Origin of the sequence: Lentzea terrae (assembly GCF_003265345.1) — a bacterium.
In the GTDB taxonomy this organism is placed as follows: Bacteria; Actinomycetota; Actinomycetes; order Mycobacteriales; family Pseudonocardiaceae; genus Lentzea; species Lentzea terrae.
The window spans coordinates 72,951-98,048 of record NZ_QFWW01000036.1 but is presented as its reverse complement, the minus strand read 5'-3'; the positions used below and the strand labels follow the sequence as shown (position 1 = coordinate 98,048).

Below are 25,098 nucleotides of genomic sequence, written 5' to 3'. Positions count from 1 at the left end.
CGTATCTTGGTAGGCATGGAGCCGTTCGACGAACTGTTGCGCGGGGTGCGCGCGGATGGTGCTGGAGTGCGTCGGGTCGAGGTGGCCGGGACCAGAACGGTCTCGGGTCTCACGTTGTGCGCACTGGGGTCTGGTTCGCTGCGCGTGCTGGGCATGACCGCGAATGCCGGGGACATCGTGGTGGTGCGGGGAAACGTTGCGGTGGAAGGGCAAGCCGAGGTGGTCAGCGGGACCTACGACATCATGGGGGCGGTGGCGCGGAGGTTGACGGCGGTGTTGCCGGACGCGCTGGTGGTGCCGGGGACCGACGAGTGTGCGGCCTTCTATTCGGGCGTCGGTACCGATGGGCCCGGTGTGGTCGCGGATCGGTTGCTGGACTGGATGATGGTGTGCGCGTTGCGGGAGTGGTTCGACCGCGAACACGGCACGGGGTGGATGGGCGCGCTCGCCGACGAGGTGGTCGGGCCGGTGTTGCGGGCGATGCACGCGCGGCCGGAGAAGGCGTGGACGTTGGCGTTGCTGGCGAAGGAGGCCGGGGTGGCGCGGACGACGCTGGCCGCGCGGTTCGCCCGGCTGGTCGGGGTGCCGCCGTTGACGTACCTGACCGAGTGGCGGATGGCCTTGGCGGCTGACCTGCTGGCCGAGCCGTCGGCGACGGTGGGTGCGGTGGCTCGCAAGGTCGGGTACGCCGACGCGTTCGGGTTCAGCGCCGCGTTCAAGCGCGTGCAGGGGGTCAGTCCCAGCGAGTGCCGCAGCCGGTGCGCCGCGACTGCGTGACGTCCAGGCAGCACCTGACGAAGTCCGCGACCGCGTCGCCCGCGCCCGGCTGCCAGGCGACGCCCACTTCGCTGAACAACGACCGCACGCCGAACGACTCCTCGCCGGGGAAAGGCAGGCGCAGCAACGCAACCGGCACCTCGGCGGTGGCCAGGCCCGCGGTCGGGTCGTTCCACGGCGCCTTCCGCAGGTCGACCCGCCAGCCCGGTCGGCGTTGAGCGAACGCGGCGAGGATGTCTTCCGTGACGTCCGTGCCGGCCACGAAACCGACGCGCAGCACACGGGCCGTGCTTCTGGTTTCACGCACAGCGGCATCCCAGTCCGCCAGCACCGGCGGCACCCGCTCGGCGAGGGTGTGGCCTGCCTCGGTCAGCTTCATGCCGGTGCTGGACCTGGTGAAGAGCCGCACGCCCAGTTGGGATTCCAGGTGCTTGAGCTGCTTTGTCAGCGACGGTTGTGACACGAAGAGCCGATGCGCCGCGCGCGTGAGGTTGCCCTCCTCGGCGATGGCGGCGAAGAACCGCAGCAGTCTCGTGTCCACGTCCATGCGGTCAGGTTATGGAGCCGCGTATCAACCAGAAGTGAGCACACGCCCCAGTTGGTGATCTACGAGTTCCACAGCGACATTTGGGTCCACCTGGCCGATGAGCATCTGCATCATCAGGCCGTCCACGAACGCCAACAGCACCATCGCGTCCCGTTCCGCATCGCCGTCGAGACGCACCTGCCTGATGAGATCCGCCACGAACGCCACCATCTGCGGGCCGCCCTCGCGCAACGGTTCGGTCAGACGTGGTTCGACGACGGCCTGGGCCAGGAACGCGGCCAGCACCGGGGCCTCCGCACGCGCCGCAGGGCTCAGCGGCAGGAGTTCGAGGAGCAAGGCACGCAGGAACGTTCGCGGATCGGGTGAGTGGACGGCGGCGATCCGCGCGGCCACCCGGTCGCTGATCTGACGGAACGCGAACAGGAGCATGTCGTCTTTCGACTCGAAGTAGTGCTGGACGCGGCCCATGGACACGCCTGCCTCGGCGGCCACGTGACGCAGGCTCACGGCGTCGATGCCGCGAGAGGCCATCACGCGGCACACGGCGTCACCGATCTCACGACGGCGTTCGTCGTGGTCCACCTGCTTCGGCATGTTCCCCCCAATGCGATCGCATTGCATCCTACGCACAGGTGTTTTACGATGCAGTCGCATTGCAAAACGTGAAGGGGGACGTCATGCAACTGTGGGACTTCGCCGCGCTCACCTACTACCGCTTGCTCGACCGGTTCTCGGGGACGCTCAACACGCTCGCGGTCGACAAGCTCGACCTGAAACCCGGCGAGGCGGTGCTCGACATCGGGTGCGGCACCGGGGCGTTGCTGCCCGCGCTCGTCGAAGCCGTTGGGCCGCGAGGGCGGGTGGTTGCCATGGATTTCAGTCCGCGCATGGTTGCGATCGCCAGGAAGCGGGTGAAGTGGCCGAACGTCGAGGTGCGCCAAGCGGATGCGTGCAACACCGATCACGGTGCCGGGGAGTTCGACGCGGCGGTGGCGTTGGGGGCGTTCAGCGCCATGCCGGACGTGCCGGCGGCGGTTGCGAACGCCGCCGACGCGCTCAAGCCGGGTGGGCGGTTGTTCGTGTTCGACGTGCGGCTGGCCAAGAAGACCCGCACCACGAGGTTCCTGAGGGCCGCTTACCAAAAGATCGCCGGGTTCACCGGGGCCGATGTCGTCGACGAGCTCCGCAACGTGTTCGAACGGGTGGAGCCGGTGTTCCGCGTCGAAGGCGAGACCACGACCGTCGTGATGGCCACGAAGGTCACGGATACGGCCACGGATTCGGCGCGCACACCTTGCCGTCCTGCGGAATGACCGCGCCCTGAGGTACGCCCTGCGTGATGCGGACGATCTCGTCGTTGGACACGCTGAAGGTCTGTTGCATCATCACGGGGGCCGGGCCGCCGCCGCAGGGGCGGTGGGGCTGGCCGAACGCGTGGCCCGTCTCGTGGTTGACCATGTACTGGCGGTACGAGGTCAGGTCCGGCAGGTAGGCGACGGCGCCGCGGAACCAGCGGGCCGCGCTCAGGAACACGGAGTTGCCGTCGCGGCACGAGACATCGACCGGGATTTCGTAACCGCAGACGGAACGTGCGGTTTGCTGCGAGGCCAGCCTGATCCGCAACGACGCGGCACCCGGAACGCGCTGAACCGAGCGGGCGCCCCGGCCGGTCCAGCCTCGTGGGTCAGCGAGAGTGGCGTCCACGAAGGTCGCGAAGGCCTGCTCGTCGACGGTGATGCCGTCCTCGACCTCGACGGAGTAGGTGCGCAACGGGCCGGAGCCGATCACCGGACCTGAGCCCGGAACGACGTGGAACGTGCCGGCGCCGGACACCGGGAAAGCCGGGCCGTCGGGCAGGTCCGAGCTGGAGGCGTACACCCGCGGAGGAGGAGGCGGCGGCGGAAGCGGTGGCGGCGCGACAGAAGAGGTCACCACAGGGGGCGGAGCCAAGGTCGGCGCGGCCGCCGGAGACGTTTCGCCTGCCAGCTGCGATGCCGTCAAAAGCACGGCGGTCAGGGCGACCGCCCCCAGAACCAGCTTCATGACGACGAGGCTTGCCGGAACTGATGAAGAACCTGTTTGCGTTCCGCTTGACTGTCGTGAAGGACTGCATACTGCTGTGGTGTGTGCCCACATCCTCGTCGCCGAGGACAACGTTCGCCAGGCGGAGCTCGTGCGCCGGTACCTCGAGCACGACGGGCATTCCGTGGTGGTCGTGCACGACGGACGGGCGGCGATCGACGAGACGCGGCGGCGCAACCCGGATCTGCTGGTGCTGGACGTGATGATGCCGCTGGTGGACGGCATTGACGTGATGCGGGCGATCCGGACCGAGTCGGACGTGCCGATCGTGCTGCTGACGGCGCGGTCCACTGAGGACGACGTGTTGCTCGGGTTCGACCTCGGAGCGGACGACTACATCACCAAACCGTTCCGGCCGCGGCAGATGGTGGCGCGGGTGCGGACGATCCTGCGGCGCACCGGGCGGGCACGGGAGACCAACGCGACCGTGCTCAAGGTTGGCGACCTGGTCATCGACCCCATCCGGCACGAGGTGCACATCAACGACGAACCGGTGAACCTCACGCCCGCGGAGTTCCGGTTGCTGGCACGGATGGCCGCGCAGCCGCACCGGGTGTTCACGCGGGAGCAGTTGCTGGAGGACGGGTTCATCACGGCGCGCACGGTCGACGTGCACATGATGAAGCTGCGCCGGAAGATCGAGAAGGATCCGCGCCGGCCCGAGCGACTGCTGACCGTCTACGGCATCGGATACAAGCTCACATGAAGTCGTTGCTGGTCCGGTTCTTCCTGTTCTCCCTGGTGATCGCGGCGTGCTCGATCGCCGTCACGGCGTGGCTCGCGAGCCAGGCCACGACCGGCACGATCCGGCAGGAGCAGGGCGAGGCGCTCGAGACGGACGCGCAGATCTTCGACGACGTGGTGAAGTACGCGGCCACGCACGAGGACTGGTCGCAAGCGAAGTCCGAAATGGACAGAATCGCGCGACAGCACGGCCGCCGCATCGCGCTGACCGACCACAACGGCAAGAAGATCCTGGACACCGGCGACGCGAACTCGCCGCAGCTGCCCATCACGCCCAAGGCGATCGTCGACCCGCTCAACGTCAACGGCAAGATCGACTCGAGGGCGGTCGGGCCGTTCAAGCTCACCGACGAGGAATTCGCCAAGCTGCACGCCTACGCCGGGGAACTGACCGCGTGCAACCCGAACGTCAAGATCGTGGACGCGCCCAACGGACGGCCGCGGCTCTCCAACCTGCAACCCGGCGAGCTCTCGGTGTGGGAGGAGTGCCAGGTGGGCTACCGGCTGTACACGCTCACGGCTACCGAGAGGGCCGCGTACGCCCAGTTGCAGCTGTTGTTCGACGAGTGTCTCCGCAAGCTGCCCGAACAATCGCAGGCCTTGGACAAGTGGCCGGGCCACCTGATGACGTTCGACTGGGAGATCACGACGGTCCGGGACTCACCGCCGGAGGTGGGAGCGTGCATGGAGAGCGCGCGTCGTACCCAGCTGGAGCCGTACGTCGCCGGCCAGGCCCAGCTCTACCTCACCGCGCTGACCGGCGAGGAGCCGCAGTCGATCGACCTGTCGACCACCGGCGTCACCCGGATCACCTTGGTGGCACTGGGAATTCTGGCGCTGGCCGGCTTCGCGTCGTGGATCACCGCGACGCAGCTGGTGCGGCCGATCCGCGCGCTCACCGCCGCCACCAAGCGCACCGCGGAGGGCGACCGGACGGCGCGGGTGGACGGCGGCGCCGGCGAGATCGGTGAGCTGGCCAAGTCGTTCAACGCGATGTCCGAGAAGCTCGCCGAGACCGAACGGCAGCGGCAGGCGATGGTCAGCGATGTCGCGCACGAGCTGCGCACGCCGTTGGGCAACATCACCGGCTGGCTGGAGGCGACGCAGGACGGGCTGGCGGAACCGGACCCGCACCTGATCGACATGCTGCTGGAGGAATCCCTTCTGCTGCAACGACTCGTGGACGACCTGCACGACCTCGCGCAGGCGGACGCGGGAACGTTGCGGCTGCATCCGGAACCGATCGCGCTCGACGACGTCGTGGACCAGGTCGTCAACGCGCAGCAGAACCGCGAGATCCTGCTGCGCGCGGAAACGACGCCGGTGCACGCGACCGCGGACCCGGTGCGGCTGCGGCAGGCGCTCGGCAACCTCGTCGCGAACGCCGTGCGCTACACGCATCCTGGTGGCGAGGTCGTCGTGAAGCTGTTCGAGCAAAAGAACTTCGCGATCCTCGAAGTGCAGGACACCGGCACGGGAATCGCGCCGGACGACCTGCCGCACGTGTTCGACCGGTTCTGGCGCGCGGACAAGTCGCGCAGCCGCCGCACCGGTGGCAGCGGCCTCGGGCTCGCGATCACGCGGCACCTGGTGGAGGCGCACGGCGGCACGGTGTCGGTGACCAGCGAGCTGAACCGAGGTTCGACGTTCCGGATCAGCCTGCCGCTGCCATGACCAGGTCCATGTTGATCATTCCGGCCGCCTGGGCGCCCTGAGCCGCGGCGACGATCACGATGGCCGCCGGGTCCGTGACGTTGCCCGCCGCGTAGACGCCCGGCACGCTCGTGCAGCCCTTGTCGTCCGTGCGCACGAACGGGCCCATCGGGGTCTCCTCGGTCTCGGCGCCCAACGCCAGCAGGAACTCGTCGCGCGGCTTGACCGAAGCGGAGTACACCAGCGCGTCGGCCGGCACCCGGTCGTTGCCGGAGATCACCGCGACGAGCCGGTCGTTCTCCACCTCGATGCCGTCCACCGACGGGACGTGCGTGACGTCGTCGGACCACTGCCGGACCAGCGCCACCTTCGTTTCCGCGCCGAACACGACGAGCTTCTGGTCGCGGACCTCGTAGCCGTGGCAGTACGGGCAGCTGAAGACGTCGCGACCCCACCGCGAGCGCAGGACGTCCGGCACTTCGTCGACGAGGCCGGTCGCGAACAACAGCCGGTCAGCCGTGACGACACGGCTGGACAGCTCGACCGCGAACCCGTCGTCGAGCTTCGTGACGCCGTGGACCGTGTCGTTGACGATCTCTCCGCCGTAGCCCTCGACCTCGGCGCGACCGTGCTTGAGCAGGTCCAACGGCGAGAACCCGTCGCGAGAGAGGAAGTTGTGCATGTGCGCGGCCGGCTTGTTGCGCGGCTCGGCACCGTCGACCACCAGCACGCTCCGGCGCGCCCTGGTCAGCACCAGCGCCGCGCTCAGCCCGGCCGCTCCACCACCGATGATCACCACTTCGTAGTTCATGGTTCGAGGATGCGTTCGACAGTCCGGTTTCGGCAAAGTAAGTTGCTGATATGGCAACTTCCGTGGGGCAACGGCTCGCCGCGTTGCGGGCGGAGCACGACCTGACGCTGGCGACGTTGTCCGAGATGACGGGCATTTCGAAGTCGACGCTGTCCCGGCTGGAGACCGACCAGCGCAAGCCGACGCTGGAGCTGCTGCTGCCGTTGTCGCGGACGTACCAGGTGTCGCTGGACGACCTGGTCGGCGCACCGGAAGTCGGTGATCCACGGGTGGTGATGAAGCCGCGCGAGCTCGACCACGGCCGCGTCGGCATCCCACTGACCAGGTCGATCGGGCCGTTGCAGGCGTGGAAGATGATCCTCACCGAGGCGGAGCTGCACGAGCCGCGGGTGCACGAGGGCTACGAGTGGTTCTACGTGCTGAGCGGACGGATCCGGCTGCGGCTCGGCGACCAGGAGGTCGTGCTGCGCGCCGGCGAAGTGGCGGAGTTCGACTGCCGCCAGCCGCACGCTTTGAGCAGCGCGGACGGCAACCCCGCCGAGATCATCAGCCTGTTCGGCAAGCAGGGAGAACGCATCCACACCCGCGCGGCGCCGCCGAACCGGTCATAGTGGAGCCATGTGCCGAAACATCCGGGTGCTCCACAACTTCGAACCGCCGGCCACGTCCGACGAGGTGCAGGCTGCGGCGTTGCAGTACGTGCGGAAGGTGAGCGGGGCGGCGAAACCGTCGGCGGCGAACCAGGCCGCGTTCGACAAGGCGGTCGCGGCGGTGGCGGCCGCTACCCAGGAGCTGCTCGACGCGCTGGTGACGTCGGCGCCGCCCAAGGACCGCGAGGTCGAGGCGGCGAAGGCCAAGGCTCGGGCGGCGGAGCGATACGGGAGTTAGCTGCGGACGCGGGTGTCGAGGTACATGCAGATCAGCTTGGCCGCGACACCTGCGGAACCGACGATGAACGCCTGGTCAGGGCCGAGCGTGAGGGCGATGGCCCAGAGCAGCAAGGCGATCAGCACGAGGATGACCGTCACCTGCGCGGCGTGCGGCCACCGGTCGGGGTGGACGAGCCACCTCGTCGGCTGCCGCGGCTGCGGAACCTCCACGTCACCCGCACTCTCGGGTGAACGCTCCGCTTTGACCGCCATCTCTCTCCCTCGCTGCGATTCCTCCTGCTGGACCCATTCTCCTCAGTTGATCTTCTACGTAGGGTGACTTCCGCTTGTCGTGCGGTGAGCGTTGCGTGAGCATCGCCGAATGGCAGACGAACGGTCATCGTCATGATCGGTTGCCGGTCAGTCACCGTCCGTTTACCGAATGAGGCCCAGACCACCACTGTGAGTGGTGCCCGTCTGGGTAGTCGCTCAACTCTACGTAGCCGTTACGCCGTTCGGAGCAGCGCCCTTTTTGTCAGACCCCTCCGATAACGTCAGGTGCAGATCGCGGTACGAGGGGAGAAAGCGTTGCCGGACAACAACGTCAGCGTCACCGCACTGTCGTTCACCGAGTACGTCATGAGCGGCCAGCGTGGACGCATCAACATCGTGTCGGAGCAGCGGGGGATGTACCTGACCGACGACCCCAAGGTGTGCGGGTTCTACAACCCGATCCGCGACGCCATGCGACGAGCGGTCAACTCGACCGAACCTGAACTGGAGCTGAAGAAGGCGGTGATGAACGCCAACCGGACGGGGCAGCTGCGGGCGTTCGAGGAGATCGCCGACGGGTTCCTGCCGTGGCTCGCGTCGTTCAAAGCCACCGGGGTGCAGGTGGAGGGAGCCACCTACCGGGTCGGCGACCTGACCCTGAAGGTCCGCCCGCACCTGGGGCTGCGCAAGAAGGACGGGTCGACCTACGCGGTGCTCGTGCACACCAAGGAGGTGCCGCTGACCAGGGAGGCGGCGAACGTGGGGCTGCGGATCCTGCAGCACACGATCTCCGACACGTTGCCGGGGGCGACGCCGATGGTGCTCGACGTGCGGCGGGGCAAGGCGTACCAGATGCCGGTGCGGACGAACCTCGGGAAGCTGGACGTGCTGATCGCGGCCGAGGCCATGGGGTACGTGACGCACTGGCAGCTGTCCGGGCTGTTCGAGTCGGTGCGCGCGGTCTAGCGGGGTGGGCGACGCGGCCCGCCTGGGGGGTCGGGCCGCGTCTTCTGCTCAAGGCGGAGTTCCGTGCTCGAGTGCGGACTGGGTTTCAGCGGCGAGACAGCTGATCACCACGCGAAGTTCCGGCGTTGGTGCACAAACTCGGCCTCACCGAGCCGATCACCGTCACGGTGATCAGCACGCCTTGAGCATCGAGGCCAGCGCGTCGTGCTCCGCCTGGTCGGCGGTCAGCTTGTAGGTGATCTTCACCGAGATCCAGTACTGGGCGTACGTGCACCAGTAGGTCTGGGCCGGTGGCTTCCACTTCGCCGGGTCCTGGTCGCCCTTGGCGCGGTTGGACTTCGCCGTCACGGCCAGCAGCTGGATGCCGCCGAGGTCGTTGGCGAACGCCTTGCGCTCGTCGTCGGTCCACTTGTCCGCGCCGGAGCGCCAGGCTTCGGCGAGCGGCACCATGTGGTCGATGTCCACGTCGCCGGCGTCCTTGATCACCACGTTGTCGTAGACGCTGTTCCAGGTGCCGGAGACGGCTTTGCAGTCCTTGTCGGACTTCACGTCGGTGCCCTGGCGCTGCAGCACGATCTCCCTGGTGTCGCAGGAGTTTCCCTGCGAGGCCCAGTGCGGGAAGCGGTCGCGGCTGTAGCCGGCCATCTTGCCCTCCGGCGCGATCTTCAGGGCGCCGAGATCGGACGAACCGGCCGGAGCGGACCCGGTGGGAGCCGGCGTCGACGGCGGATTTTCCTTGGAGGACTGGAGTTCCGAGAGGTACCAGCCGAGTGCCACGAGCAGCACGAAGACCACAAGTGACGTCACCGCCGCGCGATTCATGCGCCAATGATCGACCATGCTGATCACGGACCGGTCACCCGGCCCGCGATCCGCGTGTCGGCGTCACGGACGCGACGTCAGGTATCCGCCCATGTGCTTGAAGTACTCGTGCGCCTTGAACTCCACGCCGTCGGCGGTGCGAACCCTCTTGACCAGCAACGCCTTGCTGCGTCCGCGCCGGGCTTCGGCACCGGCGACGACCGCCACGCCGTCGCCCTCGCGGTAGAAGATCCGGCCGGGAGTGCCGCCGTAGACGGCCTCCGAGACGTCCGCCTCGATGATCTCCAGGCGCTGGCCGCGGTGGAAGCAGAACGCGCTCGGGTACGGCGCACACTGCGCGCGCACCAGGCGGTCCAGCTCCTCGGCGGTCCAGGTCCAGTCAATGCGCAGGTCTTCCTCGGCGCGCTTGTGGAAGAACGAAGCCTGCGAACGGTCCTGCTTGACGAAGTCCGTGCGGCCGGACGCGATCTCGGCGAGGCCGTCGACCGTGATGGGGCCGAACAGCTCCAGCGTCTTGGCGAAGAGGTCGGCCGTCGTGTCGCGCGGGCCCACCGGGACCGAGCGCTGCAGCACGATGTCGCCGGCGTCGAGCGTGTCGTCCATCATGTGGGCCGTCACGCCGACTTCCTTCTCGTCGTTGAGCAGCGCCCAGATCAACGGCGAGAAGCCCGCGTACTTCGGCAGCAGCGAGTCGTGCACGTTCAACGTGCCGCGCTTGGGCAGCGCGAAGACCTGCGGCGGGATCCAGGTGCGCCAGTTGCAGGCGACGATCACGTCCGGGTCGGCCGCCTTGAGCCGGTCGAGCAGCTCCTGGTCCTCCGGGCGCTCGCGGATGACGACCTCGATGCCGTTCTCGCGGGCCAGGTCCTCGACGGAATCGCTCCAAATCTTCTCGTAGGCGCCCTCACCGCACGGATGGGTCACCACCAGGACGACCTCGTGCTCGGACGCCAAAAGTGCCTGCAGGGTGCGATGCCCCCAGGTCTGGAACCCGAACATGACGACCCTCATGGGGGTGTCCTCCTTCACTCCGGCGAGATACGGTCAGGCTAACCTAACTGACGGCTTGCCAGGAGAGCTTAGGCTGGCCTAAGTTCGGTGCTCATGCATCCGATCTACGACATCGTCGGTATCGGGTTCGGCCCCTCGAACCTGGCGCTCGCGGTCGCTCTGACCGAGCACAACGAGCAGGCCGAAACCCCTGTCACCGCGGTGTTTCTCGAACGGCAGGACACGTTCGGCTGGCATCGGGGCATGCTGCTCGACGACGCCACCATGCAGGTGTCGTTCCTCAAGGACCTGGTCACCATGCGGAACCCGGCCAGCCGCTTCTCGTTCCTCTGCTACCTGCGCGACCGCGGCCGGCTCGTCGACTTCGTGAACCACAAGAACCTGTTCCCGCTGCGCGTCGAGTTCCACGACTACTTCGAGTGGGCCGCGGCGCAGGTCGACGACCTGGTCGCCTACGGCACGGAAGCCGTTGGCGTGAAAGCGATCCAGGACGACCTGTTCGAGGTGACAACGGCCACTGGTGACGTGTACCACGCCCGGAACCTCGTCTTCGCCACCGGACTGCGGCCCACCGTGCCGGACGGCGTCGAGCTGTCGGACCGCGTGTGGCACAACAGCCAGTTCCTGCACCGCGTCGGCGAGCTCCAGGACCCGAAGCGCTGCGTCGTCGTGGGCGCCGGGCAGAGCGCCGCGGAGGCCGTGGCGTACCTGCACCGCGAGTTCCCGGATGCCGAGGTGTGCTCGGTTTTCTCGCGTTACGGCTACTCCCCCGCCGACGACACCTCGTTCGCGAACCGCATCTTCGACCCCGAAGCCGTCGACCACTACTACGACGCACCGGACGCCGTGAAGCAGCAGTTGATGGGCTACCACCGCAACACGAACTACTCGGTGGTGGACGTCGACCTCATCGCGCAGCTCTACCGCACCGTGTACCGGGAGAAGGTGCTCGGCGTCGAGCGGCTCAAGATGATGAAGATGACCCGGTTGGTCGCCATCGAGGAGTCGGCGAGCGGCGCGCGTGCGGTGGTCCAGTCGCTCGTCACCGGCGAGCAGGAGGTCCTCGACGCCGACGTCGTGCTGCTCGCGACCGGCTACGACGAGGCCGCGCCGGTTCTCGGTTCGCTCGACAACACCTGCGCACGCGACGAGGAAGGTCGCCTGGTCGTGGGACGGGACTACCGCGTGCAGTCGTCGTTGCGCGGTGGCATCTACCTGCAGGGCGGCACCGAGCACACACACGGCATCACGTCGTCGCTCTTGTCCAACGTCGCGGTGCGTTCAGGTGAGATCCTGGCTTCCGTGCTGACCAACACTCCTGTGCCGGTCCTCGCGACCGCATGAGACTTACTGGGTGAAACTCGATCTCAAACTGACGGGCTGCCGGGCCCTCACGATGGACCCGGCACGGCCCGCCGCACACACGATCGGCATCTGGCAGGGCCGCATCGCCGGGCTGGACGAGCAGGTCGCGGACCTGCCGGCCGCAGAGACCGTCGACCTCGGCAACGCCGTGGTGCTGCCCGGTTTCATCGACGCCCACACGCATCTCGCGTGGAACGGCCGCACCCGCCGGACCGTCGATGTGACCGGACTCCAGACCGTCGCCCAGGTCGTCGAACGCCTGGCCGACGCACCGGGTGCGGGCTGGATCGAGGCGTCCGGTTACGACCGGCGGATCATGGACCGGCCGCTCACCGCCGCCGACCTCGACCCGGTCACCGGCGATCGGCCGCTCTACCTCGCGGACATCTCCGGGCACGCGTGCGTGGTGAACACCGTGGTGCTGAACCAGCTTCCGGAGATCACCAGCGACGGCTGGCTGACCGAGAACGAGCAGCTGGCCGCGCGGTCGTTGCGGCTGCCGCACTCGATCGAGGAGATCATCGGCGACCTGCACGAGAGCGCACGGCAGGTGCTGGCCGAGGGCGTGACGATGTGCGCGGAGGCGGGCATCGGCGCGGGCCTGATCGCCAGCAGCCCACTGGAAGCGGCCGCGTATCAACGCGCTCAGCTGCCGATCCGCGTGCAGCTCATGGCCTCCGCGTACGTCCTGCACGACGTCGCCGCCGACCCTGCGGACCGGATCCCGCGGGCGATCGACCTCGGCCTGCACACCGGGTTCGGCGACGACATGCTGTCGCTCGGCGCGATGAAGCTCTGGACCGACGGCGGGATGATCGCGCGCACGGCCGCGTTGTCCGAGCCCTACACCGGCACCGCCAACTCCGGGCAGCTCGCCGAGTCCGAGGAGTTCATGCGGGCGGCGATCGTCGACGGGCACCACGCCGGCTGGCAGCTCGCCATCCACGCGATCGGCGACCGCGCGATCGACTTCACGCTGGACGCCGTGGCGGAGGCGCAACGGCAACGACCACGCGAAGACGCGCGGCATCGGATCGAGCACTGCGGCCTGGTGCGTCCCGACCAACTCGAACGGATCGCGGCTCTCGGGCTGATACCGGTCGTCCAGCCCACCTTCCTGTGGTCGTACGGCGACGACTACAGCGAGATCATGGGTTCGCACCGGGCGCCCTGGATGTACCGCGGGCGGTCGTTCCTCGACCACGGGATCACCGTCGCGGGCAGCTCGGACCGGCCGGTCGCGGACGGATCACCGTTGCGCGCCATCGAGTTCATGGTGCGGCGGCGCTCTTCCGGCGGCCGGGCGATCGGACCGGACGAGGCGATCACCGTCGAGGAGGCGATCCGCGCGTACACGCTCGGCAGCGCCTACGCGTGCCGCAAGGAGCACGTGCTGGGCAGCCTCACGCCGGGCAAGCTCGCGGACCTCGTGGTGCTCGGCGACGACCCGCGCACGAGCGACGCGATCGCGGACATTCCCGTGCTGGCCACCATGGTCGGCGGCAACCTCATGCCTCAGCGATCTTCTTGATCGCGGCCAGCCGCTTGTCCCACTGCGAGGCCAGCGAGGCCATCCAGGTGGCGGTGGCGTCCAGCGCATCGGACCGCACGGAGAAGTTGTTCTCCCGGCCGGCCCGCTCGGACGCCACCAGCCCGGCCTTCTCCAGCACGGCCAGGTGCTTCACGATCGCCTGCCGGCTCACCGGCAGCTCGTTCGCGAGCGCCGACGCCGACACCGCCCCCTTGGCCGCGACCAGGTCGAGGATCCGCCTGCGCATCGGATCGGCAAGCGCGGCCAAGACATCATCGACCTGACTCACTTCTCCAGGTACTCCCGCAGCTCGTCGAGTTCGTGGCCCCAGCCGTCGACGTTGCCGGACGCGTAGCGCTCCTGCTCTTCCGACGGCAGGTCGAGCTGCGTGAACCCGCTCTCCACGACCTGCAGCAACGTGCCGCCGTCCTGCGGCGTGAGCGTGAACTCGACCAGCGTCGCGTTGCCGGGCACCGGATCCGGCCCGAGCGGACCGGACCAGCGCCACGAGAAGAACGACTCGGGCTCGACCTTCTCGATGATCGCACGCCCGGTGCCGTGCTCGGCCCACGTGAGCGTGACCTCACCACCGGCCTCGAGCCGCGACACCGTCGCGCCCGCGTCCCCGAACCACGTGCCGAGGTGCTCGGCCGACGTCAGCGCGGCCCACACCCGTTGCGGCGACGCGTTGATCAGCACGTCGCGTTCGATCCGGTCCATCGAGCCCTCCTGCAACCGCTCGGTTGCAGAAAAGACTACTGCAGGTGGAACGTGGCGGCCAGCGTGGTGAGCCGGTCGGTGATGTCCGCGTGCACGTTCGTCCGGCGCGCCCAGTTCTGACACCCGCTCGACGCAGACGGCGGCGCACCCAGCGGCGTGACCGCGTCCGTCACCCCGTACTCCAGCCGGTACGCGAGCACCGCGATCGCCGACTCCAGCCAGAACGACGGGTCGGGCGTCGGGATCTCCCCCAGCCCCACCCGGAACCACACCGGCATGCGCGCGTACTGCCCGAGCGCCTCCGAGATCCGCCGCGCCGCCGCGTCCTTGATCTCGCCGCGAGCCTTGTCCCCCGCGAGCACGGCCTCGGTGCGCCACTCCTCGGCGGCAGCCTCCTCGTCGGCCTCCAACCGCTCGGCGGCCCTCTTCGCGCTCGCCTCATTGGCGTTGATCAGCCACTCCATCTGCCGAACCTCGTGCGAAAGCGCGTCCCGCTCGAACCGCGGCACCCGCCCACCGTCCAACTTGGACCGCGCCTCGTCCCGGCGCGCCTTGAGCCCGTCGAACTCGAGCACTTCCTGCCTGAGCTCGACCCGAGCGGGATCGGCGAGGATCTCCTGCTCCGCGTCCCACGCCTTGCGCAACGCCTCCACCAGCGGCTTGACGTCACCGGCCACCGCGTCAAGATCCACCAGCGGCCCGTCACCGGCCCCCGACAACCGCCGCTCCAACACCGTCAACCGAGCGGTGACGCGTTCGAGTTCAGCCGAGAGCTGACCGACGTGACTGATCAACGTGGCGACCTGCGGCTCGACCACGTCAAGCCGTTCCTTCTCCGTGGGCACCCGACCAGCGAACCGGACACTCCAAACCCGGCCAAGGCGATCACCACCAACTTCACGCGTTCGAGGTCAAAGTCCGCCCGCCCGAGGCAACCACCCCTAACGCACCGTCACCACAGTGGGTGAACAGCGACAAAACGAGGTATTACTAGTAAATGGCGACCTCTGTTACTGAAACCGAACGCAAGTACGAGGCCCCATCGGACGCGAGTCTGCCGGATCTCACTGAGATCACCGGCGTGGCGACCGGCCCGGAGGAGTTCGACCTGGAAGCCACGTACTTCGACACCGACGACTACCGCCTGGCCCGAGCCGGCGTGACCCTGCGCCGCCGAGTGGGCGGCGAAGACGAAGGCTGGCACCTCAAACTCCCCGCAGGCGAAGACTCCCGCCAGGAAGTCCGAGTCCCCCTCGGCCGCGCGGTGAAACAGCCCCCGAAGGACCTCTCCTCCCTGGTCCGAGCCCACACCCGAGGCTCAGGCCTGACCCCGGTGGCCGAAATCCGCACCAACCGCCGCCGCTGGCAACTGACCAACGGCAACGGCGAACTCCTCGCCGAAGTGGTGGACGACGTGGTCACCGCCCAAACCATGGGCTCGTCGACCACCACCACCTCCTGGCGCGAGATCGAAGTGGAACTGGGCGAAGGCGGCACCCGCAAGCTCCTGGACACCGTCGAACAACACCTCGGCGCCGCAGGCATCACCCCTTCCTCCTCGAAGTCCAAGCTCTCCCAGGTGATCGGCGTCAAGCGAGACGCCATCCCCTCCATCACCAAAAAATCCACCGCAGGCGAAGTGGTCCTCGCCTACCTCCACGAACAACGCGCGGCCCTGCAAAACCAGGACCCCCGAGTCCGCCGCAACGAAGACGACGCCGTCCACCAAATGCGCGTAGCCACCCGCCGCATGCGCTCGGCCCTCCAGGCCTTCGGCAAACTCATCGACCGCGAAGCCACCCGCACGCTCACCGACGAACTGAAGTGGCTCGCCTCCGTCCTCGGCACCTCCCGCGACCTGGAAGTACTCCGCATGCGCTTCGAAGACGCCCTGCACTCCCTCCCGCCAGAGGTAGTGCTCGGCGACGTCGCCGCCCGCATGACTCGTCACTTCGCACCGCTGGAAGCCAAGGCGCACAAGGCATCCGTGGCAGCCCTAGACGACAAGCGCTACTTCTCCTTGCTCAATTCGATCGACGCGCTGCTCGCCGATCCTCCTCTCACGTCCTCGGCGTCGGGCAAGGCCAAGGACGTACTTCCCAAGCTCGTCGAGAAAGCCAGGCACCGCCTGGACGTGCGCGTCGAAGCCGCTCTTGCGACCAGTGACAGCGACGAACCGCTGCACGAGGCCCGCAAGGCAGCCAAACGCCTCCGCTACTCGGCGGAAGTGGCCGAGCCCGCCCTGGGCAAGCACGCCAAGGCACTCCGCAAGCGCGCCAAGGACGTCCAAACACTCCTGGGCGAGCACCAGGACTCGGTGGTGGCCCGCCCCGTCCTCCTGGAACTGGGCCGTGGTGACGAGAACGGCTTCACCTTCGGCCTGCTCTACGGCAGGGAAGTAGAACTCGCCCACAAAACGGAAGCCGAACTCCCGACCCTGTGGCAAAAGCTGAGCAAGGAGCACCTCTAGACCTCAAGCCAATGCCGAAGGCGAGGTGACCCGATGGCGCAGCCGAGGCGCTTGAACGCTTGAACGCGGTGCGGGCGGGTCCCCGTCACCTACCGCAACCGGCGCGCCCACGCCGGAACGGCGGACGGCCCGGCGAACCAATTGGTCTGAACCTTGACACCCCACCAGCCCGCCTGAAACCGTGAACCTCTCGCCGCCACCCCACAAGGCCCCGCCTTGCCCTGGAGGATTGGCGTGAACTATCAACGAGTGCGGACAGCACTAGCGGCGCTGGCGATCGCCGCCTCAGGAGTACTGGTGACCACACCCCCGGCAACAGCCGCAACCTCACTACAAGAACTGGTCCCCCAACCAGTACAGCTCCACCCCAGAGCAGACATCACCTACACCCTCACCGCAGCCGCCAAGATCCAACTGGGCACCCCAGCAGCCCGCAAGCCAGCAGAACTTCTGGCCGGAATCCTCCGCCCGTCAACCGGCTTCCCACTCCCGATCACCGACGGCATAACAGGCGACGGCAACGGCATAGTCCTCCTAACCGGCGCAGACCAAAAAGTAGGCCAAGAGGGCTACCAACTGGACGTAACCCCCAAACAGGTAGTCATCCGAGCCAACTCACCAGCAGGCCACTTCAACGGCATCTCAACCCTGCGCCAACTCCTACCAGCCAAGTCAGAAGCCAAGACCAAACAGCCAGGCCCGTGGCCAGTCCCAGGGGCAAGCATCCTGGACCACCCGAGGTACCACCACCGCGGCGCGATGCTGGACGTGAGCCGCCACTTCTTCACCCCGGACCAGGTAAAGCGCTACATAGACCAAATCGCAGCGTTCAAAATCAACTACTTCCACCTCCACCTGTCCGACGACCAGGGCTGGCGCCTGGAAATCAAAAGCTGGCCAGACCTGACCAAGATCGGCGGCAGCACAGAGGTAGGCGGCCGCAAGGGCAACCTGTACTACACCCAGGACCAGTACAAGGACCTGGTCACATACGCAGCCAACCGCGGCATCACGGTCATCCCCGAGTTCGACATGCCGGGCCACACCAACGCGGCCCAGGCGAGCTACGGCGAACTGAACTGCGACGGCAAGAAGCGCCCCCTGTACACCGGCACGGAAGTCGGCTTCTCCAGCCTGTGCATCAACAAGGAGATCACCTACAAGTTCGTGGAGGACGTGGTCAGGGAGGTCTCAGCGATCACCCCCGGCCCGTACTTCCACATCGGCGGCGACGAGGCGCACTCCACCCCCGACGCCGACTACGTCAAGTTCATGAACCGGGTGCTGCCGATCGTCAAGAAGTACGGCAAGGTCACCACGGGCTGGCACGAGTTCATCAAGACCACCACGGACACCGCGGTGATCCCGCAGTTCTGGGGCACGGCGACGTCCGACGCGAACGTCGCCGCGGCGGCCCAGCGCGGCAACAAGGTGCTGATGTCGCCGGCGAACCGGATCTACCTCGACATGAAGTACGACAAGAACACCAAGCTCGGCCTGAACTGGGCGGGCTACGTCGAGGTCAAGGACGCCTACAGCTGGAACCCCGGCGCGTACCTGAACGGCGTGTCAGAAGCGAGCGTCCGCGGCGTTGAGGCTCCACTGTGGACGGAGACCATCAAGACCAACGCCGACATCGAGCAGATGGCGTTCCCCAGACTTCCGGTGGCCGCCGAGCTCGGCTGGTCGACGGCCGCGAACCACAACTGGGACCGCTTCGCCCCGCGCCTGGGCGCGCAGGGACCGCGCTGGAAGATCCAGGGCATCAACTACTACGCGAGCAGCCAGGTGCCCTGGAAGAAGTGATCAGAAGTAGCCCTGCGCACGGTCGGAGTAGCTGACCAGCAGGTGCTTCGCGCGGCGGTACTCGGCGAGCACTGCGGTGTTCGCCGGGTACGCGTAGTAGTTGTTGACCCACACCCGCTCGGCGGTGAGCTCCTGGCCGATGTTGTGCGCCAGGGCGACGTCGCGGCACCAGACGCCGGCGCCGAGCTGGTGCGCCGTCTCGTTGGCGATCTTCACCGCGTCGTCGCGGTCGTCGAACCTCGTCACCGAGACGACCGGGCCGAGCACGGCGTCGGCGAACACGGCGGAACGGTGATCACCCTCGAAGATCGTGGGCTGGACGTAGTGGCCGGAGGCCTCGCCGCCGGTCACCAGGCGCGCGCCTTCGGCCTTGCCGCGCTCGATGTACGCGAGCACCCGGTCGCGTTGCTCCAGCGACACGACCGCGCCGACCATGGTGTCGGTGTCGAGCGGGTCGCCCACCCGCAACTGCTCGGTGCGGACCGTCGCCAGGTGCAGCAGTTCCTCGTAGATCGCGGTCTGGATCAGTGCGCGCGACGGGGCCGTGGAGACCTCGCCCTGGTTGGCCGCGAACATCGCGAAGCCTTCGAGGGCCTTGTCCAGGAAGTTGTCGCGCTGGGCCGTGACGTCGGCGAAGAAGATGTTGGGGCAGCGGCCCGGGACAACACGGGGCTCATCCGATCCGGTGATCACGTTCACCACACCGGGCGGCAGCAGGTCGGCGATCACGCCGAGGAGCACGTGGATCGACGCCGGCGTCTGCGGCGCGGGCTCCAGCACGACGGCGTTGCCCGCGGCCAGCGCGGGTGCGAGCACGCGGCCCGCGTTCAGCAGCGGGAACGTCCACGAAAGTCGTTCGTGCACGACGCCGAGCGGCTGGAACGAGCGGTAGTCGCAGGTGTTGCGGCCGAGCTGCTCGACCTCGCCCACCTCGGTGCGGATGACGGCGGCGAACTGGCGGAACTGCTCGATCAGCAACGGCACGTCGGCGACCAGGGCCTCGCGGACCGGCTTGCCGTTGTCCCACGTCTCGGCGACCGCGAGCTCGGTCGCGTGCTCCTCCACCCGGTCGGCGATCTCGCACAGGACCGTGGCGCGCTCACGAGCCGTGGTGCTCCCCCACGCGCGTGCGGCGCCGCTGGCTGCATGCAGGGCACGCGCACGGTCGGCGTCGGTGCCGCGGGCGACCTCCGTGAAGACCTCACCGGTCACCGGTGTGACGTTCTCGACGTACTCGCCGGAGACGGGCGGCACGTGGTCGCCGCCGATGAAGTGGTCGTACCTCGGCCGGTACGCGACCACGCTGCCGGGCTGACCCGGTGCCGCGTACTGCGTCATTCTCACTCCGTGGTTTAGGAGGCCTGCTGCAAGATCGGTGTGGGGGAAATGAGAAAGTAGGCCGCAGAACGTTGCATGCTCGTTGCAAGCCGTGGATGGATCAGTGACCCACGACCCCGGGCAACACGCACTGTTGCTGAGTCGCGTCAGAGATGCCGTGTTGAGTGGTACTCGCACGGTGGATTTGCCACGCTCGGTGATTTCCGCGTCGTGGCAACGGTCACTGGCCGCCAACGTGGATCCCGACCTGCACACCGCGCCCACGGTGTTCGCCGCGGACGAGCTGCCCGATCTTCGCGAACGGCACCCGCTGCACCCGAGCCTGCCGGTGCTGCGCGAAACGCTGCTGGGCTTCGCGGAAGAGGCCAAGCACATCATGATCGTCGCGGACGCCCAGGGCCACATCCTGTGGTGCGAGGGCGACCGGAGCACTCGCGGCAGCGCGGAGGACGTCGGCCTGGCCGAGGGAACGTGCTGGTCGGAGGGCGCGGCCGGCACGAACGGCATGGGCACCGCGCTGGCGGTGAACTCCGCCGTCACGGTCCACTCCGCCGAGCACCTCGTGCGCACCTACCACCGCTGGACGTGCGCGGCGAGCCCGATCCGCGACCCCGACACCGGCTCGACGATCGGTGTCGTCGACCTCAGCGGCCCGATCGAGACGGTCCACCCCTCGATGGTGGCGCTGGTGTCCGCGTCGGCCCGGCTCGCCGAGTCCGAGATGCTCGCCAGGATGCACGCGCAGGACGAGGAGCTGCGGGCGCGCAACATGCGGCACCTGATCGCGCTGCGAGGCGAGCCGGGCGCCCTCCTCAGCCCCACCGGTCGGGTCGTCGCCGTCGAGCCGTACGGACTGCTGCCGGCGCGCGTCGACGTGTCCAGCGACCGGGTCACGCTGCCGGACGGCCGGGAAGCGGTCCTGGAAACGCTCGCCCAGGGCTACCTGCTGAGAGTTCCCCGGCAGCGGCACGTGAGACGGTCCGTGCTGTCGCTGTCGTTCCTGCTGCCCGAACCCAAGGTCGTGCTCGACGGCCGCGAGGTGCCGATCTCGCTCAGACACGCCGAGATCCTGTGCGCGCTGGCGTTGCACGGCAGGCTGACCGCCGACCAGCTGGCGTTGCGGCTCTACGGCGAGCGCGGCAACCCCACGACCGTGCGCGCCGAGCTGCACCGGCTGCGCGCCCAGCTCGGCACCGACGTGCTGTCGACCAGGCCGTACCGGCTCACGGCCGACGTCGAGGCCGACTTCCTGGCGGTGCGGGCCGCGCTCAAGGACGGTGCCGTGCCGCTGGCCGCGAGCAGGTACCGCGGCTCCCTGCTGCGCCGCTCCGAGGCACCTGTCGTGCTGGCCGAGCGGGACGACCTCGCGACCGGCGTGCGCAAGGCCGTCCTGTCGCGCGGCGATGCGAACGCGATCTGGACGTTCACCCAGACCGACTCCGGCGAACACGACGTCGAGGCGCTGGAACAGCTGGTCAGGCTGCTTCCGGCGGACGACGTGCGGCGCGCGGTCGGCTCGGCGCGGCTGAGGAGACTCAGTCAGGACGATTGACAAGAGTCTCGCCAACTGAATATCTTCCCAACTAAGAGACTTAGTTGAGGGGGAAACATGCGCGTACTCATCATCGGAGCGGGGACCGGCGGCCTGTGCCTGGCGCACGGGCTGAAGAAGGCCGGCGTGGACGTGGCGCTGTTCGAACGCGACCGCACGCCGCGCAGCATGCTGATCGGCTACCGGGTCGGGATCAGCCCGGACGGCAGCAAAGCGCTGCACAGCTGCTTACCGCCGGACGTGTTCGCCGAGTTCGTCCGCACCACCGCCCGGCCGGCCACCCGGATCAACATGCGCACCGAGAAGTACAAGGAGTTGCTGGTCGCCGACATCCCGCAGGCCCGCAACCCCGCCCACCGCGAGAACTCGGTCAGCCGGATCGCGATGCGGACGGCACTGCTGAACGGCCTGGAGGACGTCGTCCGGTTCGACAAGACGTTCACGCACTTCAGCCGCAACGACGACGGCACCGTCACCGCGTTCTTCGACGACGGCACCTCCGAGACCGGTGACGTGCTGGTGGGCGCGGACGGCGCGCAGTCCAAGGTGCGCAAGCAGTACCTGCCGCACGCCAAGGTCGTGGACAGCGGCATCACGACGATCGCGGCCAAGCTGCCGTTGACGCCCGAGAACGCGAAGCTGCTGCCGCCTCAGGCCGACGGCGCCGTCACGTTGCTGTACGGGCCGAAGGGCGCGTTCGTGATCATCCACGTGATGCGGTTCGAAGACGCAAGCGTGGAAGACGACTACATCATGTGGGGCTACGCGGCCTCGCACGACAAGTTCCCGGACCTGAAGGGCATGAGCCAGGAACAGCTCAAGCAGGTCGTGCTGGACATGACGCCGAAGTTCCACCCGAACCTGCGCGAGCTCTTCCGGCTCGGCGATCCCGAGACCGCGTTCCAGATCAAGGTCCGCACGTCGGAGCCGGTGCAGCCGTGGGAGTCGAGCAACGTCACGATGATCGGCGACTCGGTCCACCTGATGACGCCGGGCCGCGGCATCGGGGCGAACACGGCGTTGCGCGACGCGGAACTGCTCACTCGCAAACTCACCGAAGCCCACCACGGCAAAGACGTCGTGCAGGCGATCTCCGAGTACGAGCGGGAGATGATCGAGTACGGGTTCGCGGCGGTGCAGTCGTCGCGCGAGCAGATGGACGGCAACGGCGCGATCCACAAGCCGGTGATCGGCCGCGTCGTGCTGGCGTTCCTGCGGACGTTCCTGCGGGTCACGAACGCGTTGCCCCCGCTCAAGCGCCGGATGATGGCCAGGGACATGGCCGATCGTGATCACGTAGATTCAGCGCATGAGGTGGTTCACGCCGGGTGAGGTGGTCGTGCGGCGGGAGGTGCTGCACGGCAAGGTCTGGTCCGAGATGCCGACCAGGGTGGTCGTCGACGAGCCGGGGCTGCTCGCGGTGTTCGTGGAACCGGGCACCCGGCTCACCTACCCCGACCACCACCACCCGCACCCGTGGGACAAGCCCGAACGCGGGTTCTGGCGCGGGCACGGCAAGCTGATGCTGCACCGGCCCGACGACGGGTACTCGGTCGACCTGTTCTGGAAGGGCGACGACCGGGTGTTCGGCAACTACTACCTGAACCTGCAGGCGCCCTACCGCCGCACCGAGGACGGGTTCGAGACGCTCGACCACGCGCTGGACTACACGCTGGCCCCGGACGGCACGTGGCAGCAGCGCGACCTCGACGAGTTCGAGGAGCAGGTCGCCTCCGGCAAGTACTCGGCGGAGGAAGCCGAGGCGATCCGCGCGGAAGGCCAGAAGATCGAGAAGATGCTCGCGTCGGGTGACATCTGGTGGGACACGGCCTGGGCGGACTGGCATCCGTGAAGGTCCGCCCGCTGACGTTCGACACGCTCGTCGCCGAGATCGTCGACCGGGTTTCGGCACTACCGGGCCGGGTTCGTGTGCTGGTCGACGGCGCGCCCGCGGCCGAACCCGGCAAGCTCGCCGACGCGGTCGTGGAACCGTTGCGCGCCTTGGGTCGCTGGGTCCAGCGCGTGTCCACTGAGGACTTCCTGCGGCCGGCGTCGGTGCGGCTGGAGCACGGCCGCACCGACCCGTACTCGTACCGGCACGACTGGTTCGACCTGGGCGGCCTGCAGCGCGAGGTCCTCGACCCGGCGCTGGACGGCAAGGTGCTGCCGTCGCTGTGGAACGCGGCCACCGACCGGGCCAGCCGCGCCGAGTACGTCGACGTGCCGGAGAACGGCGTGGTGATCGTCGACGGCACCCTGCTGCTGGACCGCTGGCTGCCAGCCGAACTCACCGTCCACCTGTGGCTCTCCCCCGGCGCTTTGAAGCGCAAGACGGCCGAACAGTGGACCCTGCCGGCGTTCGACGACTACGAGCCGGTGGCAGACCTCTTCGTCCGCTACGACCACCCGGACCGACCGGGTCTGGTCGAGTCGTGAACCACTCCTCCTGCTGCGGACATAGACGGGGCAGAGAGGAGGGTCCGTGACCGACGAAGAACTCTGGAGGCAGGTCCGGACCGGCGATGACGCGGCGTTCGGCCAGCTGTTCGAACGCCACGCCCAAGCCGTGTTCGCCTACTGCCTGCGCCGCACCGGCGCGTGGACCGTGGCCGAGGACCTGATGTCCGTCGTGTTCATGGAGACGTGGCGGAAGCGCAAGTCCGTGACGGTCGACGGGTCCCAGGACTGGTCACTGTTGCCATGGCTGTACGGCGTAGCACTGGGTGTCACCCGCAACCACCAACGCTCCCGGACGCGGTACAAGGCCGCGCTTGGCAAGGTTCCGCTGCCTGACCCGGACGGTGACCACGCCGATGACGTGGCTCGCCGGGTGGACGCGGAGACGCAGACCAGGGCGGTGATCGCGGAGCTCGAGAAGCTGCCCGCCGGAGACCGCGAGGTGCTGGAGATGTCCGCGTGGTCGGACCTGAGCCAGGCGCAGATCGCCCAGGTGCTCGGCATCCCGGTCGGCACGGTGAAGTCCCGACTCGCTCGCGCCCAGCGCACGGTGCGTGGCGCATTGGTTGAGGAGGCACTGTGATCAAGCCCGACATCCCGCAGTTGGACCCCATGCGGCTGCAGGTCCGCAAGCACGCACTGCTGAACGAGATCAGCTCGAAGCCGTCCCGCCGGTGGTGGCGCTTCTCGGTGCCCGCGACGGTTCTCGTGGCCGCCGTCGCCGTGACGCTGGTGCTGTGGACCCCGACGAACCAGGACGCCTACGCGTCGTGGACCGCTGAACCGAGGGCGCCCGGCGACCTGGCACCCGTGCTCGCGGACTGCGGGAAGAGGCTCGACCAGGATGACGCGGACAGGGGGGTGAACGGGCCGGACTGGCCGGCCCCCCGTGAGGTGTCGGTCGTCGACTGGCGCGGAGACATGACGATGGTGCTGTACACGGGTCCGCAGTCCGCGTCGCTGTGCATGCGGACGCCGACAGGCGTCGCCATGAGCGGAAGCGGGAACGTCAAGGGCCGCGAGCCGCTCGGCGACCGGCTGTTCGCCGACTTCGCCCCGCAACTGGGCATGACCGACGTGAACACCGGCAGCAGCGTGCAGTTCCTGACCGGCCGGGTGAGCCCGAAGGTCGGCAAGGTGGTCATCGGCACCGAGGACGGGCTGGAGGTGACCGCGACCACCGACAACGGCTGGGTCGTGGCGTGGTGGCCGAGTTTGGGCAAGCCGAAGTACGTCCGGCTTTACGACGAAGCAGGCGGCGTTCTGCAGACTGCCCCGATTCCGGTTCGCGTTCGGTAGTCTGC

The 25,098-nt window shown here is 68.1% G+C and carries 28 protein-coding genes; 17 read left to right on the top strand and 11 right to left on the bottom strand.

Annotated elements, in window-relative coordinates; translation table 11 throughout:
- The first annotated feature begins 15 nt into the window (after positions 1-15).
- Positions 16-777 (top strand): AraC family transcriptional regulator, encoded by a 762-nt coding sequence (locus DI276_RS44500; protein ID WP_112275495.1) that lies wholly within the window; start codon positions 16-18, stop codon positions 775-777.
- On the opposite strand, the gene DI276_RS44495 is transcribed toward DI276_RS44500, so the two are convergent.
- Together DI276_RS44495 and DI276_RS44490 are read right to left on the bottom strand one after the other, a co-directional pair.
- A complete protein-coding gene (locus tag DI276_RS44495) occupies positions 734-1,324 on the bottom strand; it encodes a LysR family transcriptional regulator (RefSeq protein ID WP_112275493.1) in 591 nt (196 codons plus the stop codon). The two genes, DI276_RS44500 and DI276_RS44495, sit on opposite strands and share 44 nt — an antisense overlap.
- A 24-nt stretch (positions 1,325-1,348) precedes the next feature.
- Positions 1,349-1,918, bottom strand: a complete 570-nt coding sequence (locus DI276_RS44490) for a TetR/AcrR family transcriptional regulator (protein WP_112275491.1) — start codon at positions 1,916-1,918, stop codon at positions 1,349-1,351.
- 83 nt (positions 1,919-2,001) lie between these two features.
- Here DI276_RS44490 and DI276_RS44485 point away from each other — a divergent pair, with 83 nt between their 5' ends.
- Positions 2,002-2,637 (top strand): class I SAM-dependent methyltransferase, encoded by a 636-nt coding sequence (locus tag DI276_RS44485; protein ID WP_157985343.1) that lies wholly within the window; start codon positions 2,002-2,004, stop codon positions 2,635-2,637.
- Here DI276_RS44485 and DI276_RS44480 read toward each other — a convergent pair.
- The gene (locus DI276_RS44480) at positions 2,585-3,367 is read right to left on the bottom strand and encodes a DUF3152 domain-containing protein (RefSeq protein ID WP_112275486.1); all 783 of its coding nucleotides are present in this window, start codon (positions 3,365-3,367) and stop codon (positions 2,585-2,587) included. The genes DI276_RS44485 and DI276_RS44480 overlap by 53 nt on opposite strands.
- Before the next feature lie 79 nt (positions 3,368-3,446).
- Between DI276_RS44480 and DI276_RS44475 the strand changes: the two genes are divergently transcribed.
- Together DI276_RS44475 and DI276_RS44470 are read left to right on the top strand one after the other, a co-directional pair.
- The gene (locus tag DI276_RS44475) at positions 3,447-4,112 is read left to right on the top strand and encodes a response regulator transcription factor (RefSeq protein ID WP_112275759.1); all 666 of its coding nucleotides are present in this window, start codon (positions 3,447-3,449) and stop codon (positions 4,110-4,112) included.
- Positions 4,109-5,824, top strand: a complete 1,716-nt coding sequence (locus DI276_RS44470; RefSeq protein WP_112275484.1) for a sensor histidine kinase — start codon at positions 4,109-4,111, stop codon at positions 5,822-5,824. Before DI276_RS44475 ends, DI276_RS44470 begins: the two co-directional genes overlap by 4 nt.
- Here the strand turns inward: DI276_RS44470 and DI276_RS44465 are convergent.
- Complete coding sequence (locus tag DI276_RS44465; RefSeq protein WP_112275483.1) at positions 5,805-6,614, bottom strand: NAD(P)/FAD-dependent oxidoreductase; 810 nt, start codon at positions 6,612-6,614, stop codon at positions 5,805-5,807. The two genes, DI276_RS44470 and DI276_RS44465, sit on opposite strands and share 20 nt — an antisense overlap.
- Positions 6,615-6,664: 50 nt before the next feature.
- Here DI276_RS44465 and DI276_RS44460 point away from each other — a divergent pair, with 50 nt between their 5' ends.
- Complete coding sequence (locus DI276_RS44460) at positions 6,665-7,225, top strand: helix-turn-helix domain-containing protein (protein WP_112275481.1); 561 nt, start codon at positions 6,665-6,667, stop codon at positions 7,223-7,225.
- Positions 7,226-7,232: 7 nt separating this feature from the next.
- A complete protein-coding gene (locus tag DI276_RS44455; protein WP_112275479.1) occupies positions 7,233-7,502 on the top strand; it encodes a DUF2277 domain-containing protein in 270 nt (89 codons plus the stop codon).
- Here the strand turns inward: DI276_RS44455 and DI276_RS44450 are convergent.
- Positions 7,499-7,756, bottom strand: coding sequence for a hypothetical protein (locus DI276_RS44450; RefSeq protein WP_112275477.1), 258 nt, complete (start codon positions 7,754-7,756; stop codon positions 7,499-7,501). The genes DI276_RS44455 and DI276_RS44450 overlap by 4 nt on opposite strands.
- A 285-nt stretch (positions 7,757-8,041) precedes the next feature.
- Between DI276_RS44450 and DI276_RS44445 the strand changes: the two genes are divergently transcribed.
- Positions 8,042-8,722, top strand: a complete 681-nt coding sequence (locus DI276_RS44445; protein WP_232837348.1) for a hypothetical protein — start codon at positions 8,042-8,044, stop codon at positions 8,720-8,722.
- A gap of 171 nt (positions 8,723-8,893) precedes the next feature.
- On the opposite strand, the gene DI276_RS44440 is transcribed toward DI276_RS44445, so the two are convergent.
- Both DI276_RS44440 and DI276_RS44435 read right to left on the bottom strand, forming a co-directional pair.
- The gene (locus DI276_RS44440) at positions 8,894-9,544 is read right to left on the bottom strand and encodes an HNH endonuclease family protein (protein ID WP_112275475.1); all 651 of its coding nucleotides are present in this window, start codon (positions 9,542-9,544) and stop codon (positions 8,894-8,896) included.
- A gap of 63 nt (positions 9,545-9,607) precedes the next feature.
- Positions 9,608-10,555, bottom strand: a complete 948-nt coding sequence (locus tag DI276_RS44435) for a methionyl-tRNA formyltransferase (protein WP_112275473.1) — start codon at positions 10,553-10,555, stop codon at positions 9,608-9,610.
- 93 nt (positions 10,556-10,648) lie between these two features.
- On the opposite strand from DI276_RS44435, the gene DI276_RS44430 reads away from it, so the two are divergent.
- A complete protein-coding gene (locus tag DI276_RS44430) occupies positions 10,649-11,899 on the top strand; it encodes a lysine N(6)-hydroxylase/L-ornithine N(5)-oxygenase family protein (RefSeq protein WP_112275755.1) in 1,251 nt (416 codons plus the stop codon).
- A gap of 10 nt (positions 11,900-11,909) precedes the next feature.
- On the top strand, positions 11,910-13,451 hold the full coding sequence (locus tag DI276_RS44425; RefSeq protein ID WP_198681283.1) for an amidohydrolase: 1,542 nt from the start codon (positions 11,910-11,912) through the stop codon (positions 13,449-13,451).
- On the opposite strand, the gene DI276_RS44420 is transcribed toward DI276_RS44425, so the two are convergent.
- The 3 genes from DI276_RS44420 to DI276_RS44410 are packed head-to-tail and all read right to left on the bottom strand — an operon-like array spanning position 13,429 to position 15,016.
- Positions 13,429-13,740, bottom strand: coding sequence for an ArsR/SmtB family transcription factor (locus DI276_RS44420; RefSeq protein ID WP_112275471.1), 312 nt, complete (start codon positions 13,738-13,740; stop codon positions 13,429-13,431). The two genes, DI276_RS44425 and DI276_RS44420, sit on opposite strands and share 23 nt — an antisense overlap.
- Entirely contained in the window at positions 13,737-14,171 is a 435-nt protein-coding gene (locus DI276_RS44415; protein WP_112275469.1) for an SRPBCC family protein, read from the bottom strand. Before DI276_RS44415 ends, DI276_RS44420 begins: the two co-directional genes overlap by 4 nt.
- 35 nt (positions 14,172-14,206) lie before the next feature.
- Positions 14,207-15,016: a hypothetical protein gene (locus DI276_RS44410; RefSeq protein WP_112275467.1), complete on the bottom strand. Its 810-nt coding sequence runs from the start codon at positions 15,014-15,016 to the stop codon at positions 14,207-14,209.
- A gap of 152 nt (positions 15,017-15,168) precedes the next feature.
- Between DI276_RS44410 and DI276_RS44405 the strand changes: the two genes are divergently transcribed.
- The gene (locus DI276_RS44405; protein ID WP_112275465.1) at positions 15,169-16,641 is read left to right on the top strand and encodes a CYTH and CHAD domain-containing protein; all 1,473 of its coding nucleotides are present in this window, start codon (positions 15,169-15,171) and stop codon (positions 16,639-16,641) included.
- Positions 16,642-16,875: 234 nt separating this feature from the next.
- Complete coding sequence (locus DI276_RS44400) at positions 16,876-18,447, top strand: beta-N-acetylhexosaminidase (RefSeq protein WP_332874759.1); 1,572 nt, start codon at positions 16,876-16,878, stop codon at positions 18,445-18,447.
- Here DI276_RS44400 and DI276_RS44395 read toward each other — a convergent pair whose 3' ends face one another.
- Entirely contained in the window at positions 18,448-19,785 is a 1,338-nt protein-coding gene (locus tag DI276_RS44395; RefSeq protein WP_112275463.1) for an aldehyde dehydrogenase family protein, read from the bottom strand.
- A 178-nt stretch (positions 19,786-19,963) separates the two neighbouring features.
- On the opposite strand from DI276_RS44395, the gene DI276_RS44390 reads away from it, so the two are divergent.
- Genes DI276_RS44390 through DI276_RS44365 form a run of 6 tightly spaced genes read left to right on the top strand, consistent with a single transcriptional unit; the run spans position 19,964 to position 25,093 of the window.
- Complete coding sequence (locus DI276_RS44390) at positions 19,964-21,337, top strand: GAF domain-containing protein (RefSeq protein ID WP_232837347.1); 1,374 nt, start codon at positions 19,964-19,966, stop codon at positions 21,335-21,337.
- 57 nt (positions 21,338-21,394) lie between these two features.
- Positions 21,395-22,669, top strand: a complete 1,275-nt coding sequence (locus tag DI276_RS44385; protein ID WP_112275459.1) for an FAD-dependent oxidoreductase — start codon at positions 21,395-21,397, stop codon at positions 22,667-22,669.
- Positions 22,647-23,189, top strand: coding sequence for a DUF402 domain-containing protein (locus DI276_RS44380; protein ID WP_112275457.1), 543 nt, complete (start codon positions 22,647-22,649; stop codon positions 23,187-23,189). The genes DI276_RS44385 and DI276_RS44380 overlap by 23 nt, the downstream gene beginning before the upstream one ends.
- Positions 23,186-23,773 (top strand): nucleoside/nucleotide kinase family protein, encoded by a 588-nt coding sequence (locus tag DI276_RS44375; RefSeq protein ID WP_112275749.1) that lies wholly within the window; start codon positions 23,186-23,188, stop codon positions 23,771-23,773. The genes DI276_RS44380 and DI276_RS44375 overlap by 4 nt, the downstream gene beginning before the upstream one ends.
- Before the next feature lie 46 nt (positions 23,774-23,819).
- Positions 23,820-24,377: an RNA polymerase sigma factor gene (locus tag DI276_RS44370; protein WP_112275455.1), complete on the top strand. Its 558-nt coding sequence runs from the start codon at positions 23,820-23,822 to the stop codon at positions 24,375-24,377.
- On the top strand, positions 24,374-25,093 hold the full coding sequence (locus DI276_RS44365; protein ID WP_112275453.1) for a hypothetical protein: 720 nt from the start codon (positions 24,374-24,376) through the stop codon (positions 25,091-25,093). The genes DI276_RS44370 and DI276_RS44365 overlap by 4 nt, the downstream gene beginning before the upstream one ends.
- The last annotated feature ends 5 nt before the right edge of the window (positions 25,094-25,098 follow it).

Excerpts from the sequence above, each read along its gene's own strand:
- DI276_RS44500 (WP_112275495.1), top strand. The coding sequence starts at position 16 with ATGGAGCCGTTCGACGAACTGTTGCGCGGGGTGCGCGCGGATGGTGCT.
- DI276_RS44495 (WP_112275493.1), bottom strand. The coding sequence starts at position 1,324 with ATGGACGTGGACACGAGACTGCTGCGGTTCTTCGCCGCCATCGCCGAG.
- DI276_RS44490 (WP_112275491.1), bottom strand. The coding sequence starts at position 1,918 with ATGCCGAAGCAGGTGGACCACGACGAACGCCGTCGTGAGATCGGTGAC.
- DI276_RS44485 (WP_157985343.1), top strand. The coding sequence starts at position 2,002 with ATGCAACTGTGGGACTTCGCCGCGCTCACCTACTACCGCTTGCTCGAC.
- DI276_RS44480 (WP_112275486.1), bottom strand. The coding sequence starts at position 3,367 with ATGAAGCTGGTTCTGGGGGCGGTCGCCCTGACCGCCGTGCTTTTGACG.
- DI276_RS44470 (WP_112275484.1), top strand. The coding sequence starts at position 4,109 with ATGAAGTCGTTGCTGGTCCGGTTCTTCCTGTTCTCCCTGGTGATCGCG.
- DI276_RS44465 (WP_112275483.1), bottom strand. The coding sequence starts at position 6,614 with ATGAACTACGAAGTGGTGATCATCGGTGGTGGAGCGGCCGGGCTGAGC.
- DI276_RS44460 (WP_112275481.1), top strand. The coding sequence starts at position 6,665 with ATGGCAACTTCCGTGGGGCAACGGCTCGCCGCGTTGCGGGCGGAGCAC.
- DI276_RS44455 (WP_112275479.1), top strand. The coding sequence starts at position 7,233 with ATGTGCCGAAACATCCGGGTGCTCCACAACTTCGAACCGCCGGCCACG.
- DI276_RS44450 (WP_112275477.1), bottom strand. The coding sequence starts at position 7,756 with ATGGCGGTCAAAGCGGAGCGTTCACCCGAGAGTGCGGGTGACGTGGAG.
- DI276_RS44440 (WP_112275475.1), bottom strand. The coding sequence starts at position 9,544 with ATGAATCGCGCGGCGGTGACGTCACTTGTGGTCTTCGTGCTGCTCGTG.
- DI276_RS44435 (WP_112275473.1), bottom strand. The coding sequence starts at position 10,555 with ATGAGGGTCGTCATGTTCGGGTTCCAGACCTGGGGGCATCGCACCCTG.
- DI276_RS44430 (WP_112275755.1), top strand. The coding sequence starts at position 10,649 with ATGCATCCGATCTACGACATCGTCGGTATCGGGTTCGGCCCCTCGAAC.
- DI276_RS44415 (WP_112275469.1), bottom strand. The coding sequence starts at position 14,171 with ATGGACCGGATCGAACGCGACGTGCTGATCAACGCGTCGCCGCAACGG.
- DI276_RS44405 (WP_112275465.1), top strand. The coding sequence starts at position 15,169 with ATGGCGACCTCTGTTACTGAAACCGAACGCAAGTACGAGGCCCCATCG.
- DI276_RS44395 (WP_112275463.1), bottom strand. The coding sequence starts at position 19,785 with ATGACGCAGTACGCGGCACCGGGTCAGCCCGGCAGCGTGGTCGCGTAC.
- DI276_RS44385 (WP_112275459.1), top strand. The coding sequence starts at position 21,395 with ATGCGCGTACTCATCATCGGAGCGGGGACCGGCGGCCTGTGCCTGGCG.
- DI276_RS44380 (WP_112275457.1), top strand. The coding sequence starts at position 22,647 with ATGAGGTGGTTCACGCCGGGTGAGGTGGTCGTGCGGCGGGAGGTGCTG.